Genomic DNA, 14187 nt, shown 5'->3' on the forward strand with positions numbered 1-14187 from the left:
CGTTCTTCCGTAACGTCCTCAACTGGCAGCGGTGAATATGCCGTTGCCGCCGTGGGGGAGCCCCGATTCGGGAGAGGACGGCGCCGAAATGGGCTGGGTGGACGACTGGAGTGCGCAGGCGGCCTGCCGCACGAGTGATCCGGACGAGCTGTTCGTGCAGGGGGCGGCACAGAACCGCGCCAAGGCCGTGTGCAGCGGCTGCCCGGTGCGGACGGAGTGCCTCGCCGACGCACTGGACAACCGGGTGGAGTTCGGCGTCTGGGGAGGGATGACCGAGCGCGAGCGCAGGGCACTGCTCCGCCGCAGGCCCACGGTGGTCTCGTGGCGCCGGCTGCTGGAGACCGCCCGCACCGAGTACGAGGCCTCGCTGGCCACCGGTGTGGTGCTGACGGACTACGCGCAGGCGGGCTGACCGGGCGGCGGACCGACGGTCCGCCCCCGGCGGCACATCACGACACCTGGCGGGCGCTCAGTTCACCGCGCCCGCAGGGTCGATGGCCCCCAGGCGGTCCCCGATCGCCCGCAGCCCGTCCAGGTCGTGCACGTCGCCGGCCAGCGCGGCCACCTCGACGATCGGCACGTCCGGATAGACCGACACGAACCTGTCGCGCGTACGGCGCTCCCGCGCCATGATCTGCATCCGCTCGGCGTGCAGCCTCAGCAGCCCCGCCGCCAGCGTCTCCGCAGCCACCGTCGAGGTCTGCGAACCGTTCTCCTCCAGCGCCTCCGCCGCCGCCAGCGCCCGCTCCGCGGTCAGCTGCGGCGCCCCGGTGCTGTGCACCCGGTTGAGCACCAGTCCCGCCAGCGGCATCTCGTCCGCGGCCAGCCGGTCCACGAAGTACGCCGCCTCACGCAGCGCGTCCCGCTCCGGCGCCGCGACCACCAGGAACGCCGTCCCCGGTGCCTTGAGCAGCTGGTACGTGCGGTCGGCGCGCTCCCGGAAGCCGCCGAACATCGAGTCCATCGCCGAGACGAAGGTCTGCACGTCGGTCAGCAGCTGGGCACCGAAGATCTTGCCGAGCGTGCCGGTGAGCAGGCCCACGCCCACGTTCAGGAACTTCATCGCGCTGCGCCCGCCGACCTTGGCCGGGGCGGTGAGCAGCCGGATCACCTTCCCGTCGAGGAAGGAGCCCAGCCGGCTCGGCGCGTCCAGGAAGTCCAGGGCCGACCGGGACGGCGGGGTGTCCACCACGATCAGGTCCCAGCGGTCCTCGGCCCGCAGCTGGCCGAGCTTCTCCATCGCCATGTACTCCTGCGTACCGGCGAAGCCGGCCGACAGGGACTGGTAGAAGGGGTTCGCCAGGATCGCCTTCGCCCGCTCCGGCTCGGCGTGGGCCAGCACGACCTCGTCGAAGGTCCGCTTCATGTCGAGCATCATGGCCTGCAGCTCGCCGGGCCCCTGCGCGCCCTTCACCGGCCGAGGGGTGTTGTCCAGCTCGGTCAGGCCCATCGACTGGGCGAGCCTGCGGGCCGGGTCGATGGTCAGCACGACGACCTTCCGGCCGCGCTCCGCGGCCCGCAGCCCGATCGCCGCCGCCGTGGTCGTCTTGCCGACGCCGCCCGAGCCGCAGCACACCACGATCCGGGTCTCCGGGTCGTCGATCAGCGCGTCCACGTCCAGCGCGGACGTCGTCCGCTCCTTGCGGGTGTCCGCCGTCATGCCGCCCCCTGCCGCTTCAGCTCGCCCGCCAGCCGGTACAGCCCGCCGAGGTCCACGCCCTCGCCCAGCAGCGGCAGCTCGTACGTCGGCAGCTTCGCCCGCTGCAGGTCCGCCCGCTGCGCCCGCTCCAGCTCGACCCGCTCGGCGTGCTCCCTGGCCTGCTCCAGCAGCGGGGCGAGCAGCGGCTCCACGGCCGCCCGGACGGTCTCCGGCTTGCGCGAACGGCCGCCGAGTCCGGCCTCGCCGAGCGCCACCGCGACCTCCTCGCGGTGGTCGCCGTCGACGGCCGCCACCGCCGCCGCGTCCAGCACCGGCGGCCGGACCATGTTGACCACCACCCCGCCGACCGGCAGCTGCGCCGCGCGCAGTTCGGCGATGCCGTCCACGGTCTCCTGCACCGGCATCTCCTCCAGCAGCGTCACGAAGTGCACCGCCGTCTCCGGGGACTTCAACACCCGCATCACGGCCTGCGCCTGACCGTGGATCGGGCCGAACCTGGCCAGCCCGGCCACCTCCTCGTTGACGTTGAGGAAGCGGGTGAGGCGCCCGGTCGGGGGCGCGTCCATCACGATCGCGTCGTACGCGCGGCGCCCGTCCGGGCCCTTGCGGCGGGCCGCCTCGCAGGCCTTGCCGGTCAGCAGCACGTCCCGCACGCCCGGCGCGACGGTGGTGGCGAAGTCGACGAAGCCGACCTTCTGCAGCGCCTTCCCGGCCCGGCCGAGCTTGTAGAACATCTCCAGGTACTCGAGCAGCGCCAGCTCGGTGTCGATCGCCAGCGCGTACACCTCGCCCTGGCCGGTGCCGGGCAGTCCCAGCCGGGACGGCGACACGGTGGCGACCTTGCGCTCCTCGTACGGCAGCGCGGCCATCCCGAACAGCTCGGCGATGCCCTGCCGCCCCTCGACCTCGATGAGCAGCGTCCGTCCGCCCTCGGCGGCGAGCGCCAGGGCCAGCGCCGCCGCGACGGTGGTCTTGCCGGTGCCGCCCTTGCCGCTGACGACGTGCAGCCGGACCCCCTCCCAGTCGGGGTCGGCCTGCGCCGATGGGCCGGGGGTGCTCGCCACGCTCCGTCTCCGTCCTGCGTCGACCGGGCACCGCAGCGGGTGCCCCCTCCTTGGCGAGGGTAACCAGCCGACGCCGCCGATGGCGGGACCATCCGGGTGCCCGGCCGGATTCATGCCCCCTTTGTGTCCCACCTCACACCGCGGGCCGCCGCGGGCGGGCGCCCGCGGCGGCCCGCCCGCGGCTCCCGTGGCGTCGCCGGGCCGGGTGGCCGGACCGTCTAGAGTCACCCCCATGACCAAGTGGGAATACGTCACCGTGCCGCTTCTCGTGCACGCCACCAAGCAGATCCTGGACACCTGGGGCGAGGACGGCTGGGAGCTCGTCCAGGTCGTGCCCGGCCCGAACAACCCCGAGCAGCTCGTGGCCTACCTCAAGCGGGAGAAGAGCTGATGAGCAAGGTTGAGGAGAAGCTGGCCGAACTCGGCCTGACCCTCCCCGAGGTGGCCCCGCCGGTCGCGGCCTACGTGCCGGCCGTCCGCTCCGGCGACCACGTCTTCACCTCCGGCCAGCTGCCCATGGTGGCCGGCAAGCTCCAGCACACCGGCAAGGTCGGCGCCGAGGTGACGCCCGAGCGCGCCAAGGCGCTCGCGCAGATCTGCGCGCTGAACGCGCTCGCCGCGGTGAAGTCCGTGATCGGCGACCTCGACCGTGTCGAGCAGGTCGTCAAGGTCGTCGGCTTCGTCGCCTCCGCCCCCGACTTCACCGGCCAGCCCGCGGTGATCAACGGCGCCAGCGAGCTGCTCGGCGAGGTCCTCGGCGAGGCCGGCGTGCACGCCCGCAGCGCCGTCGGCGTCACCGTCCTGCCGCTGGACGCCCCCGTCGAGGTCGAGATCCAGGTCCGGGTGCGGGCCGGGGCCTGAGCCCCCGACGAGCACCGCGCGGGGGTGGGCCCTGTCCAAGCCCACCCCTGCACGCTTAGCATCCGGGGCATGGATGATCGCGCACCGTCGGCCCCCATGCCGCCCGGCTGGCCCGCCCGGATCCGTGCCCTCGCGGCCGGCGAGCTGACCCCGGTCGAGCCCAGGGCCGCGGCGACGGTCGTGCTGCTGCGCGACGCCGCCGACGGACCCGAGGCGTACCTGCTGCGCCGCCGCACCTCGATGGCCTTCGCCGCCGGCATGTACGCCTACCCCGGCGGCGGCGTGGACCCCCGGGACGCCGACGCCGAGATCGCCTGGGCCGGCCCGCCGCCCGAGGAGTGGGGCGCCCGCCTCGGCACCGACCCCCGGACGGCGCAGGCCGTCGTCTGCGCGGCCGTCCGGGAGACCTTCGAGGAGTCCGGCGTGCTGCTCGCCGGCCCCGACGCCGACTCCACCGCCGGGGCACGCGACTGGTCCGCCGACCGGGCCGCACTGGAGGCCCGCGAGTTCTCCTTCGCCGAGTTCCTGCACAAGCACGGCCTGGTGCTGCGCAGCGACCTGCTCGGCGGCTGGGCCCGCTGGATCACCCCGGAGTTCGAGGAGCGCCGCTTCGACACCTGGTTCTTCGTGGCTGCACTGCCGGCCGGGCAGTCCGCCGCCTCGCAGGTCGGCGAGGCCGACCGGGTGGCCTGGCTGGCCCCCGCGGAGGCCGTCGGCGGGTACGCGGAGGGCCGCTACGGCATGCTGCCGCCGACCGTCACCGTGCTGCGCGAGCTGCTGCCGGTGCGGTCCGCCGCCGAGGCCCTGGCCGCCGCGCGCGGGCGCACCGTCGCGCCCGTCCTGGGGCGGGCCGAGGTCGACGGCGACCGAATGACCGTCCGCTGGCCCGGGTATGACGATCTGACCATCGACGGAGACTTCCCGGCGTGATCCCACGCCGGGCGACCCACCCGAACACACGGAAGGACACTGGCCGATGAACCACAACGACGTGGCTCGCCGGACGGAGCACGACCTGCCCGCCCGCAGCATCATCCCCAAGGCCGTCGCCTGCGACGGCCACGTCGAGGACCGCACCGCCCCGCGCAGGCTCGTCCGCGCGTTGCCGACGCGGATCCTGGTGCGCGAGGGCGGCCGGTGAGCGGTCTCCTTCCGGGCGACCCCGCCGCCACCGTCGGCGGCGGGGCCACCCCGCGGGCGCACTGCGTGCTGGCGCCCAATCCCTCCCCGATGACCCTGGACGGCACCAACACCTGGCTGCTGTCCGAACCCGGCTCCGACCTCGCCGTCGTGGTCGACCCGGGCCCGTCGGACGAGGGCCACCTGCGCCGCGTCGTCGACACCGCCGAACGGCAGGGCAAGCGGATCGCGCTGACCCTGCTCACCCACGGCCACCACGACCACGCCGAGGGCGCGGCCCGCTTCGCCGAGCTCACCGGCACCCACGTGCGCGCGCTGGACCCGGCCCTGCGGCTCGGTGACGAAGGGCTGCGGCACGGCGAGGTCGTCGAGGTCGGCGGGCTGGAGATCCGGGTGGTCGGGACCCCCGGGCACACCGCGGACTCACTGACCTTCCACCTGCCCGCCGACGGCGCGATCCTCACCGGGGACACCGTGCTCGGCCGCGGCACCACGATGGTCGCGCACCCGGACGGCAGGCTCGGCGACTACCTAGACTCGCTGCGGCACCTGCACACCATGGCGGCGGAGCACGGCGTGCGGACGGTGCTGCCCGGGCACGGCCCGGTGCTCGCCGACGCGCTCGGCGCCGTCGACTACTACCTCGCCCACCGGGCCGCCCGGCTCGCCCAGGTGGAGACCGCCGTGGAGGCCGGCTGCCGGACCGCCGAGGAGGTGGTGGCCCGGGTCTACGCCGACGTCGACAAGGCCCTGTGGCCCGCCGCAGAGCTCTCCGTCCGGGCCCAGCTCGGCTACCTGGAGGACCACGGGCTCATCCAGGGCCTGTAGCCGGGGCGGCAGGCGGGGCAAGCAGCCAGGGGCGCCGGGAGGTTCCCCCGGCGCCCCTGGCCGGCTTCGGCCGCCCCGGGTCAGCGGGAGCGGCGGGAGAGGCGCTCGACGTCGAGCAGGACGACCGCGCGGGCCTCCAGCTTCAGCCAGCCGCGGCCGGCGAAGTCGGCCAGTGCCTTGTTGACCGTCTCGCGGGAGGCGCCGACCAGCTGGGCCAGCTCCTCCTGGGTGAGGTCGTGGGAGACGTGGATGCCCTCCTCCGACTGCACGCCGAAGCGCCGCGAGAGGTCGAGCAGCGCCTTGGCGACGCGGCCGGGCACGTCGGAGAAGACCAGGTCCGACATGACGTCGTTGGTGCGGCGCAGCCGGCGGGCGATGGCGCGCAGCAGCGCGATCGACACCTCGGGGCGGGCGTGCAGCAGCGGCAGCAGGTCGCCGTGGCCGAGGCCGAGCAGCTTGACCTCGGTCAGTGCGGTGGCGGTGGCGGTGCGCGGGCCCGGGTCGAACAGCGACAGCTCGCCGATCATCTCGCTGGGGCCGAGCACGGCGAGCATGTTCTCGCGGCCGTCCGGCGAGGCGCGGTGCAGCTTCACCTTGCCCTCGACGACGACGTACAGCCGGTCGCCCGGATCGCCCTCGTGGAACAGCGACTCGCCGCGGGCGAGCGTCACCTCGGTCATGGAAGCGCGCAGCTCGGCAGCCTGGTCGTCGTCGAGGGCCGCGAACAGCGCGGCGCGGCGAAGAACGTCGTCCACGTGCTTCCTCCTGCATCGTCCGGTGGTGTTTCTCACCACCAAGGATGGCGCATGTCGCTCCGATCATATGAGGAGGGGTCGGCCGTCGAGCGCCCTACGGGGCCATTCGCACCCACCCGTACCAGCGCCGCGTCCGGTCAGGCGGGTGTCCCGGCCTGCGCCCGGGCGGGCAGCAGGGCGAGTTCGGCGGACTCCAGGACGGTGCCGGCGGCGGCCGCGGAGTCCCGGACGGAGGCCGGCCGGCTCGCCCCGGGGATGGGGACGACGGCGGGGGAGAGCGCGAGCAGCCAGGCCAGGCAGATCCGCTGCGGCGAGACGCCGCGGGCCGCCGCGACCCGGTGGAAGGGCGTGTCGGCCGGCCCGGTGTCCGACGGGCCGTCCAGCGAGCTGCGGGAGATGCCGCCGAGCGGGCTCCACGGCAGGAAGGCCAGCCCGAGCTCCTCGCAGAGCCGCAGCTCCGGCTCGGCGGACCGGTCGGCGGGGGAGTAGCGGTTCTGCACCGAGACCAGGCCGGCGCCGAGGACGGCGTGCGCCTGCCGGATCTGCGCAGCGTCCGCGTTGGAGATCCCGGCGGCGCGGATCTTCCCGGCGTCCAGCAGCTCCCGCAGGGCGCCGACCGACTCGGCCCACGGCACCCGCGGGTCCGGCTTGTGCAGCTGGTAGAGGCCGATCGCCTCGGTGCCGAGCCGCCGCAGCGACTCCTCGCAGGCCCGCCGCAGGTGCTCGGGCCGGCCGTCGACCGTCCACGAGCCGTCGCCCGGGCGGCCGCGGCCGCCCTTGGTGGCCACCAGCACCCGGTCGCGGTCGCCGCCCCGGCGGGCGAGGGCGCGGGCGATCAGTCGCTCGTTGTGCCCGCGCTCGCCGGCGTGCCAGTGGTAGGAGTCCGCGGTGTCGATCAGCGTGACGCCCGCGTCGAGGGCGGCGTCGACGACCGCGAGGGCGTCCTCCTCGGTGGGGCGGCCCTCGACGGAGAGCGGCATGGCGCCGAGGCCGATCGGATGGACGGCGGTGCCGCCGATGCTGCGCCGGTGCATGTCAGAGCGCCTTTCCGGCCACGGCGGCGGCCGCCTCGTCGACGGCGCCCGGCAGCCAGTCGGCCGTCCGGGAGAACGGGAAGCCGAGCGCGGCGGCCCGGCCGTTGTCCATGGCGTAAGCGCGGTCGAAGGAGTACGGGGAGACGTCGGCGCCGTCCGCCGTCCGGTAGCGGGCCGTGGTGCCGAGCCGCTCGGCGATCAGCTCGCTGAGCCCGACGGCGGTGAGCGAGCCGTGCGAGCAGGCGTTCAGCGGCCCGGTCGCCTCGGAGGCGGCGGCCCGCGCGAGCACGGCGGCGATCTCGCGGTGGTGGACGAAGGAGGTCGGCCGGGCGTCCCGGTGGACGGCGACCGGGCGGCCCGCCGCGATCCGCTCGACGTAGTGCGCCAGCCGTCCGGTGAAGTCCCGGTCGCCGCCGCCGAGCACATGCGCGCTGCGGACGCTCGCCCAGGAGAACGGTGCGGACCGCGCGAGCACCGCCTCGGCCTGCCGCTTGCCCTCCGCGTAGGCGGTCGCCGCGTCGAAGTACCGGGCCAGCGCCTCGGGGTCGTGCCAGGGCAGGTCCGGGTCGACGGCCCAGGCCGCCGGGTCGACCAGGTCCTCGGTGACCGGGGCGTCCGCGGCGGCGAGCAGCGGGGAGGTCGCCGGGTCGTAGACCTCCATGGTCGAGGTCATCACGTAGCGCGGCGTGCGGCCGGCGAACACCCGGCAGGCCACGGCGGCCTGCACCGGGGTGTAGAGCACCTGGTCGACCACCGCGTCGAAGGTCCGGTCGCCGAGCGCGGCCGCCAGGGCGGCCTCGTCCGAGCGGTCCGCGCGGACGTGGTCGACGCCCGGGGGAGGGGCGGCCGAGCCGCGGTTGACGAGGGTGACCGCCGCCCCGGCGTCCCGGAACAGCGACACCAGGTGCAGACCGAAGTACCGGCTCCCGCCGATGATGCAGACGTTTCTCATGGCTCCACCCTGCTGGCGTATCGTCAGCAGCGGAACTGGCGACCTGCTGAACCGGTCGTAAGGAGAACTGTCGACCGGGGAGGCCGCGGTGATCGACGTCCAACGGCTCAGGGTGCTGCAGGCGGTCGCCGAGCACGGCAGCTTCAACCGGGCGGCGGCCGCGCTGCTGCTCACCCCGTCGGCGGTGTCCCAGCAGGTCGCGGCGCTCGAACGGGGCCTCGGCACGCTCGTCGTGGAGCGCTCCACGCGCGGTGTGGTGCTCACCGGGGCGGGGCGGCTGATGGTCGAGGCGGCCGGCGCGATCGGGGCCGAACTCCGGTACGCGCGGGAACAGATCGACCGGCTCGCCGCGCCGCGCCCGCGGCTGACCGTGGCCACCTTCACCACCGGCGGCCGGCACCTGCTGCCGGCGGTGCTGGCCCGGTTCGCCGCCGAGCACCCCGAGGCCGAACTGCACGTGCTGGAGCGGGAGCCGGAGGACAGCCTGCCGATGGTCCGCGAGGGCGCCGCGGACCTCGCGATCGCCTACCACTTCGACGGCCCGCTGCCGGTCCAGCCCGGCGACCGCTCCGGACTCGACTGGACGCCGCTGATGGACGACCCGCTCTCGGTGGTGCTGCCGGAGGCCCACCCGCTGGCCGGCCGCGAGGAACTGGACCTCGCGGAACTCTCCGCCGACCGCTGGGTGGTGGGCTGCTCGAAGACCGAGGCCTTCCTGCACCGGCACGCCGCACTGGCCGGCTTCGACCTGCGGGTCGCAGGCAGCACCACCGACTACTTCTTCGCCCGGTCGCTGGTGGCCGCCGGGGTCGGGGTCTCCCTGGTGCCGCAGGTGGCGCTGGACCCGCCGCTCCCGGGCACCCGCGTGGTGCCGGTCCGCCCGCCGCGGCCCGCCCGGCACTTCGGCGTCGCCGTCGCGCGGCGCCGCTGCCCCCAGCTCTACGCCGAGGCGCTGACCCGACTGCTGAAGGCGCGGGCGGCCGGCGGCTGAGGGCGCGGGAGGCCGAGGGCCGAAGCCGCTCAGCGGTGCAGGACGGCGCTCGCGTTGCGGAGGTCGAGCCGGGCGCCGCGGCGGCGCGCCCGGGCACCGGCGTCGTGCGCGCGCCGGCCGGCCGCGGCCAGTGCGTCCTGCACGGTGAGGGCGCGGACTGCGAAGCTCTGGGTGCCGGTGCGGCCGTCGCCGTGGGTGGTGGGCACGGTGACCAGCCACAGCGGGTGGTGGTACCCGGGACGGGCGGCCCTCGGGGCATGGGCGGTGGCGACGGCGGGGCCCGGACGGGGCCCGGCCGGTGGGAGGCCGATGGTCATGGGGGCTGGCCCTCCTCGGACGGCACAGGCGGTCGCGTGGGGGCGCGACCGTCAGCGGGTGGGGCGGCTGACCTGCGGGGATGGCACAGGAGGAGGGGCCGCGCGGGGTGGTGGCGGCGTAGTCCCGACCATGCGCCCGGCCGGGACGGGAGTCAAGTGTTACTCGGCAGTATGTATGTAACTTTCTGCAAGAGATTGCTGCCGGTTGCCGAGACCGTCCGTGCCGCCGCGACCGTCCGTGCCGCCGCGCCGGCCTGCACGCTCCGGTGACCACGGCCGGGTGACCGGTGCCGTGGACCGTCGCCGGCCGAACGTTTTCGAAAAACGGCCGACCGGTCAGGCGGTCGGTGGCGGGGCGGTGCTCTTGCGGACGACCAGACTGGTCGCCAGCTCCAGCCGGGCGGCGCTGCCGCCCTCGGCGCGCATCCGGATCAGCATCTGCGCGGCCTCCTCGGCCATCTGCCGCAGCGGCTGGTGGACGGTGGTGAGGGCGGGGCTCGTCCACTGGGCGATCGGCACGTCGTCGTACCCGACCACCGACAGGTCGTCCGGGACCTTCAGCCCGTGCACCCGGGCGGCCTCCAGGACGCCGAGCGCCTGCAGGTCGCTGCCGGCGAAGATCGCGGTCGGCCGCTCGGGGAGGGCCAGCAGTTCCATGGCGCGGCGGCGGCCGCCCTCGACGTGGAAGTCGCCGAAGGAGACGTAGCCGGGCGGGATCTCCAGCCCGGCCATGCCCATCGCGGAGCGGAAGCCGTCGAGCCGGGCCAGCGAGCAGAGCATGTCCTCGGGCCCGGTGATGATGGCGATCCGGCGGTGCCCGCACTCGACCAGGTGGCGGGTCGCGGCGAGGCCGCCGGCCCAGTTCGCCGAGCCCACCGACGGCACGTCCGGCTCGGGGTCGCCGGCCGGGTCGATGATGACGAACGGGATCGCGCGGGACCGGAGTTGCTGCTTGACCTCCAGCGGCAGGCTGGAGAAGACCAGCACCACGCCGAGCGGTCGGCGGCGCAGCACGCCCTCGATCCAGCTCGGGTCCGGGGCGTGCCGGGTGCCGCTCTCGGTGAGCACCACGCTGGCCCCGTGCTCCTTGGCGACGTTCTCGACGCCCTTGATCAGCTCCATCGCCCAGAGGTTGTCGAGCTCGGGGAAGACGATCTCGACGAGCGGCGCCTCCCAGGCCGATTTGGGCGTCCGCTGGTAGCCGTGGACCTCCAGCAGGCGCTCGACCTTGAGGCGGGTCGGGCGGGAGACGTCCTGCCTGCCGTTGAGAACTTTCGAAACCGTGGACACGGAGACGCCGGCCTCCTCCGCCACCTGCGCGAGCGTGACGCGGCCGTTCTCCTCCTCTTCTCGCATGGCGTGCAGCATAAGGCACGTGTCCAGGTCACGTTCCGGTAACTGCGCGACGGGGGGTTGACCCCCCTCGGAGCGCGGATCTAGCGTCACAGCGCGCCAAGAATTTCGGCGAAGATGCCGAAAGATTTCGAAAGGCACCGCGATGACAAGACACGCTCGGCTCTCCCGTTCCCTCGCCGCAGGCAGCGCGGCCGTGGTCCTGGGAATCACCCTGACGGCCTGCGGCAGCGGCTCCGGCTCCTCCGGGGACAGCGGTTCGGGTGAGATCCACGTCCTGGTCTACGGGGACGCCACCAACAAGGTCGAGAAGCAGATCGTCGACACCTTCAACAAGACGTCGAAGGTGAAGGCAGTCCTGGACACCATTCCGGGCGCCGACTACCAGCAGAAGCTGCAGACGATCATCAACACCAAGCAGGCCCCGGACGTCTTCTTCAACTGGGGCGGCGGCAGCATCAAGCCGTTCGTCGACGCCGGCCTGCTGATGCCGCTCGACGACATGATCGCCAAGGACCCGGCCCTCAAGGCCGACTTCCTGTCCTCGGTCTTCGACACCGCCGTGGTCGACGGCAAGGCCTACGGCGTCCCGATGCGCGGCACCCAGCCGGTGCTGCTCTTCAGCAACACCAAGGTCCTCGCCGACTCCGGCGTGGCCGCGCCCAAGACCTTCGACGACCTGCTCGCCGCGGTGCAGACGCTCAAGGGCAAGGGCGTCACCCCGATCGCCCTCGGCGGCGGCGACCAGTGGCCGACCCTGATGTGGTTCGAGTACCTCTACGACCGCGTCGCCGGCCCCGACCTGTTCAAGAAGGCGCTCGGCGGCGACAAGGCGGCCTGGGCGAGCGAGGACAGCAAGAAGGCCCTCGGCATGCTCAAGCAGCTCATCGACGCGGGCGCGTTCGGCACCAATTTCGACTCGGTGAAGTTCACCGACGGCGGCTCGCCCGCCCTGCTCGCCCGCGGCAAGGCCGCCTTCGAGCTGATGGGCTCCTGGGAGTACTCCACCCAGCAGGACGCCAGCCCGGACTTCACCAAGTCCAGCCTCGGCTACGGCTCCTTCCCGACCGTCACCGGCGGCAAGGGCGACCCGAAGAACGTCGTCGGCAACACCAACAACTTCTACTCGGTGCTGAAGAAGACCAAGCACCCGGAGGCCGTCGCGGAGTTCCTCAAGCTCCAGTACTCCGACGAGTTCGTCCAGGGCCAGCTGGCGATCGGCAACCTGCCGACCACCACCAACACCCCCAAGTTCCTCAGCACCGCGGCCAACCCGGCCTACTCCACCTTCCAGTTCGACCTGGTGAAGGCCGCGCCGTCGTTCCAGCTGTCCTGGGACCAGGCGTACCCGCCGGCCGCGATCACGCCCATCCACCAGGCCGTCCAGCAGTTCTTCAACGGCCAGATCGACGAGAACGGCTTCATCAAGGCCATGCAGGCCCTGCCGAACTCCTGACACCAGACGGGTCGCACCATGACCACAACTCTTGCCACCGGGGCCGTGACGCGGCGCCGACCGGTGAGCCGGGCGGGCACCGCGGTGACCCGCCCAGGGTTCGCCTGGGCGCTCCCGGCCACGGTCTTCTTCGTCCTCTTCGCGATCGTGCCGCTCGTCCTGGTCGCCGTGCTGTCCTTCACCCGCTGGAACGGCCTCGGCTCACCGGAGTTCGCCGGCTTCGACAACTGGAACCGGCTTTTCGACGACCCCGTGATGGTCAAGAGCCTGTGGCTGAGCCTGCTGCTCACCCTGCTCGGCGTGGCCGTCCAGACCCCGATCAGCATCCTGCTCGGGGTCTGGGCGGCCGGGCACCAGCGCAACCGGGCCGTGCTGTCGGCGATCTACTTCGTGCCGCTGCTGCTCTCGGCCACCGCCGTCTCGGTGCTCTGGCGGGCCCTGCTCGACCCCAACTTCGGCGTCCCCGCCGAGGCCGAGTGGCTGTTCGGCGACGGCAACCTGTTCGGCTCGCAGAGCGGCGCGATCGGGGTGCTGGTGCTCGTCGGCGCCTGGCAGTTCACGCCGTTCCACACGCTCATCTACCAGGGTGCGGCCCGCGCCGTCCCGCCGGTGCTCTACCAGGCCGCCGCGATCGACGGCGCCGGCACCGTACGGCAGTTCTTCCACATCACGCTGCCGCAGCTGCGCAACGCGATCGTCACCTCGGTGATCCTCATGGTGGTCGGCGGTCTCACCACCTTCGACACGGTGCTCATCCTCACCCAGGGCGGGCCCGGCACCGACACCACCATCAGCGCCTACTACATGTACCAGAAGGCCTTCAAGGGCTTCGACTTCGGCACCGGATCGGCGGTCGCACTGCTGCTCGTCCTGGTCGCCACCGCCATCTCGCTCGCCGTCGTCCGGCTGTCCGGCTACGACCGGATGCGCAGCACCTCGGAAGGCCTGTGATGAGGCGACGCCCCAACGTCCTGGCCGGATTCGGCTCGCTGGTCTGGCTGTTCGTCGTCGGCCTGCCGCTGTACACCATGCTGGCCGCCACCCTGCAGAGCCGGGCCGACTACGCGGAGAGCGGGCCGCTCGGCCTGCCCCGGCACCTCACCCTGCAGAACTACCTCGACGACCTGGAGGGCGGCTTCGGCCAGTACTTCCTCAACACCGTGATCGTCACGGTGAGCGTGGTCGCCGTCGTGCTGCTGGTGGTCCCGCCGCTGTCCTACGCCATCGTGCGCAGCCGCGGCCGGACGACCGACCTGGTGTTCCGGCTGTTCCTGCTGGGCCTCGCGATCCCCGCGCAGGCCGTGATCGTGCCCATGTTCTACGTCATCAGCAAGGCCGGTCTGTACGACAACCTGATCGGCGTGATCCTGCCGACCGCGGCGTTCTCGCTGCCGGTCTGCACCCTCGTCCTCACCGGAGTGATGCGCGACATCACCCCCGAGCTCTACGAGGCGATGGCCATGGACGGCGCCACCCCCCGGCGGGTCTTCCTCCAGCTGGTCCTGCCGCTCTCCAAGGGCGGGCTCTCCACCATCACCGTCTTCTCCGCCCTCCAGGCGTGGAACGGCTTCCTCTTCCCGCTGGTGCTGACCCAGTCCGACGAGACCAAGGTGATCACCCTCGGCCTCTACGACTTCCAGACCCAGTACGGCATCAACGTCCCCGGGCTGCTGGCCGCCGTCGTGCTGTCCATGATCCCGATCCTGCTCGTCTACCTGTTCGCCCGCCGCGCCCTCGTCCAGGGGCTCATGGGCGTCGGAGGAAAGTGACCGACAC

At 73.3% G+C, this 14187-nt stretch carries 17 protein-coding genes; 10 read left to right on the plus strand and 7 right to left on the minus strand.

Going from position 1 to position 14187, the window contains the following annotated elements; genetic code table 11:
• The first annotated feature begins 88 nt into the window (after window positions 1–88).
• Window positions 89–412: a WhiB family transcriptional regulator gene (locus IE98_RS0125380; protein ID WP_043175103.1), complete on the plus strand. Its 324-nt coding sequence runs from the start codon at window positions 89–91 to the stop codon at window positions 410–412.
• A 57-nt stretch (window positions 413–469) separates the two neighbouring features.
• On the opposite strand, the gene IE98_RS0125385 is transcribed toward IE98_RS0125380, so the two are convergent.
• Complete coding sequence (locus IE98_RS0125385; RefSeq protein WP_030272702.1) at window positions 470–1660, minus strand: ArsA family ATPase; 1191 nt, start codon at window positions 1658–1660, stop codon at window positions 470–472.
• Window positions 1657–2724, minus strand: coding sequence for an ArsA-related P-loop ATPase (locus IE98_RS0125390; protein WP_052390949.1), 1068 nt, complete (start codon window positions 2722–2724; stop codon window positions 1657–1659). Before IE98_RS0125390 ends, IE98_RS0125385 begins: the two co-directional genes overlap by 4 nt.
• Before the next feature lie 232 nt (window positions 2725–2956).
• Here IE98_RS0125390 and IE98_RS48275 point away from each other — a divergent pair, with 232 nt between their 5' ends.
• From IE98_RS48275 to IE98_RS0125415, 5 genes are all read left to right on the plus strand, one after another.
• On the plus strand, window positions 2957–3115 hold the full coding sequence (locus IE98_RS48275; RefSeq protein WP_095874066.1) for a DUF4177 domain-containing protein: 159 nt from the start codon (window positions 2957–2959) through the stop codon (window positions 3113–3115).
• Window positions 3115–3585, plus strand: coding sequence for a RidA family protein (locus IE98_RS0125400; RefSeq protein WP_030272705.1), 471 nt, complete (start codon window positions 3115–3117; stop codon window positions 3583–3585). Before IE98_RS48275 ends, IE98_RS0125400 begins: the two co-directional genes overlap by 1 nt.
• 69 nt (window positions 3586–3654) lie before the next feature.
• Window positions 3655–4515, plus strand: a complete 861-nt coding sequence (locus tag IE98_RS0125405) for an NUDIX hydrolase (RefSeq protein WP_030272706.1) — start codon at window positions 3655–3657, stop codon at window positions 4513–4515.
• 46 nt (window positions 4516–4561) lie between these two features.
• Window positions 4562–4726: a hypothetical protein gene (locus tag IE98_RS49385; RefSeq protein ID WP_159401049.1), complete on the plus strand. Its 165-nt coding sequence runs from the start codon at window positions 4562–4564 to the stop codon at window positions 4724–4726.
• Entirely contained in the window at window positions 4723–5553 is an 831-nt protein-coding gene (locus IE98_RS0125415) for an MBL fold metallo-hydrolase (protein WP_030272708.1), read from the plus strand. The genes IE98_RS49385 and IE98_RS0125415 overlap by 4 nt, the downstream gene beginning before the upstream one ends.
• 80 nt (window positions 5554–5633) lie before the next feature.
• Here IE98_RS0125415 and IE98_RS0125420 read toward each other — a convergent pair whose 3' ends face one another.
• From IE98_RS0125420 to IE98_RS0125430, 3 genes are all read right to left on the minus strand, one after another.
• Window positions 5634–6308 carry a Crp/Fnr family transcriptional regulator gene (locus tag IE98_RS0125420; RefSeq protein ID WP_030272710.1) on the minus strand — a complete coding sequence of 225 codons (675 nt, stop codon included), beginning with the start codon at window positions 6306–6308 and terminating at the stop codon, window positions 5634–5636.
• A gap of 137 nt (window positions 6309–6445) precedes the next feature.
• The gene (locus IE98_RS0125425; protein WP_030272712.1) at window positions 6446–7342 is read right to left on the minus strand and encodes an aldo/keto reductase; all 897 of its coding nucleotides are present in this window, start codon (window positions 7340–7342) and stop codon (window positions 6446–6448) included.
• Window position 7343: 1 nt separating this feature from the next.
• Window positions 7344–8294 carry an NAD-dependent epimerase/dehydratase family protein gene (locus tag IE98_RS0125430; protein WP_030272714.1) on the minus strand — a complete coding sequence of 317 codons (951 nt, stop codon included), beginning with the start codon at window positions 8292–8294 and terminating at the stop codon, window positions 7344–7346.
• An 88-nt stretch (window positions 8295–8382) separates the two neighbouring features.
• Between IE98_RS0125430 and IE98_RS0125435 the strand changes: the two genes are divergently transcribed.
• On the plus strand, window positions 8383–9285 hold the full coding sequence (locus IE98_RS0125435) for a LysR family transcriptional regulator (RefSeq protein WP_052390950.1): 903 nt from the start codon (window positions 8383–8385) through the stop codon (window positions 9283–9285).
• Window positions 9286–9314: 29 nt separating this feature from the next.
• Here IE98_RS0125435 and IE98_RS0125440 read toward each other — a convergent pair whose 3' ends face one another.
• Together IE98_RS0125440 and IE98_RS0125445 are read right to left on the minus strand one after the other, a co-directional pair.
• The gene (locus IE98_RS0125440) at window positions 9315–9602 is read right to left on the minus strand and encodes a hypothetical protein (protein ID WP_030272718.1); all 288 of its coding nucleotides are present in this window, start codon (window positions 9600–9602) and stop codon (window positions 9315–9317) included.
• A 336-nt stretch (window positions 9603–9938) separates the two neighbouring features.
• Window positions 9939–10970, minus strand: a complete 1032-nt coding sequence (locus IE98_RS0125445) for a LacI family DNA-binding transcriptional regulator (protein ID WP_030272720.1) — start codon at window positions 10968–10970, stop codon at window positions 9939–9941.
• A gap of 130 nt (window positions 10971–11100) precedes the next feature.
• Between IE98_RS0125445 and IE98_RS0125450 the strand changes: the two genes are divergently transcribed.
• Genes IE98_RS0125450 through IE98_RS0125460 form a run of 3 tightly spaced genes read left to right on the plus strand, consistent with a single transcriptional unit; the run spans window position 11101 to window position 14180 of the window.
• Complete coding sequence (locus IE98_RS0125450) at window positions 11101–12411, plus strand: ABC transporter substrate-binding protein (RefSeq protein WP_030272722.1); 1311 nt, start codon at window positions 11101–11103, stop codon at window positions 12409–12411.
• Between the two features lie 18 nt (window positions 12412–12429).
• Window positions 12430–13362 (plus strand): carbohydrate ABC transporter permease, encoded by a 933-nt coding sequence (locus IE98_RS0125455; RefSeq protein WP_030272724.1) that lies wholly within the window; start codon window positions 12430–12432, stop codon window positions 13360–13362.
• On the plus strand, window positions 13362–14180 hold the full coding sequence (locus IE98_RS0125460) for a carbohydrate ABC transporter permease (protein WP_030272725.1): 819 nt from the start codon (window positions 13362–13364) through the stop codon (window positions 14178–14180). The genes IE98_RS0125455 and IE98_RS0125460 overlap by 1 nt, the downstream gene beginning before the upstream one ends.
• The last annotated feature ends 7 nt before the right edge of the window (window positions 14181–14187 follow it).

Source organism: Streptomyces sp. NRRL B-24484 (genome assembly GCF_000717715.1).
Lineage (GTDB): Bacteria > Actinomycetota > Actinomycetes > Streptomycetales > Streptomycetaceae > Kitasatospora.

Excerpts from the sequence above, each read along its gene's own strand:
- IE98_RS0125400 (WP_030272705.1), top strand. The coding sequence starts at position 3,115 with ATGAGCAAGGTTGAGGAGAAGCTGGCCGAACTCGGCCTGACCCTCCCC.
- IE98_RS0125455 (WP_030272724.1), top strand. The coding sequence starts at position 12,430 with ATGACCACAACTCTTGCCACCGGGGCCGTGACGCGGCGCCGACCGGTG.
- IE98_RS0125405 (WP_030272706.1), top strand. The coding sequence starts at position 3,655 with ATGGATGATCGCGCACCGTCGGCCCCCATGCCGCCCGGCTGGCCCGCC.
- IE98_RS0125460 (WP_030272725.1), top strand. The coding sequence starts at position 13,362 with ATGAGGCGACGCCCCAACGTCCTGGCCGGATTCGGCTCGCTGGTCTGG.
- IE98_RS48275 (WP_095874066.1), top strand. The coding sequence starts at position 2,957 with ATGACCAAGTGGGAATACGTCACCGTGCCGCTTCTCGTGCACGCCACC.
- IE98_RS0125385 (WP_030272702.1), bottom strand. The coding sequence starts at position 1,660 with ATGACGGCGGACACCCGCAAGGAGCGGACGACGTCCGCGCTGGACGTG.
- IE98_RS0125430 (WP_030272714.1), bottom strand. The coding sequence starts at position 8,294 with ATGAGAAACGTCTGCATCATCGGCGGGAGCCGGTACTTCGGTCTGCAC.
- IE98_RS0125380 (WP_043175103.1), top strand. The coding sequence starts at position 89 with ATGGGCTGGGTGGACGACTGGAGTGCGCAGGCGGCCTGCCGCACGAGT.
- IE98_RS49385 (WP_159401049.1), top strand. The coding sequence starts at position 4,562 with ATGAACCACAACGACGTGGCTCGCCGGACGGAGCACGACCTGCCCGCC.
- IE98_RS0125450 (WP_030272722.1), top strand. The coding sequence starts at position 11,101 with ATGACAAGACACGCTCGGCTCTCCCGTTCCCTCGCCGCAGGCAGCGCG.
- IE98_RS0125440 (WP_030272718.1), bottom strand. The coding sequence starts at position 9,602 with ATGACCATCGGCCTCCCACCGGCCGGGCCCCGTCCGGGCCCCGCCGTC.
- IE98_RS0125445 (WP_030272720.1), bottom strand. The coding sequence starts at position 10,970 with ATGCTGCACGCCATGCGAGAAGAGGAGGAGAACGGCCGCGTCACGCTC.
- IE98_RS0125425 (WP_030272712.1), bottom strand. The coding sequence starts at position 7,342 with ATGCACCGGCGCAGCATCGGCGGCACCGCCGTCCATCCGATCGGCCTC.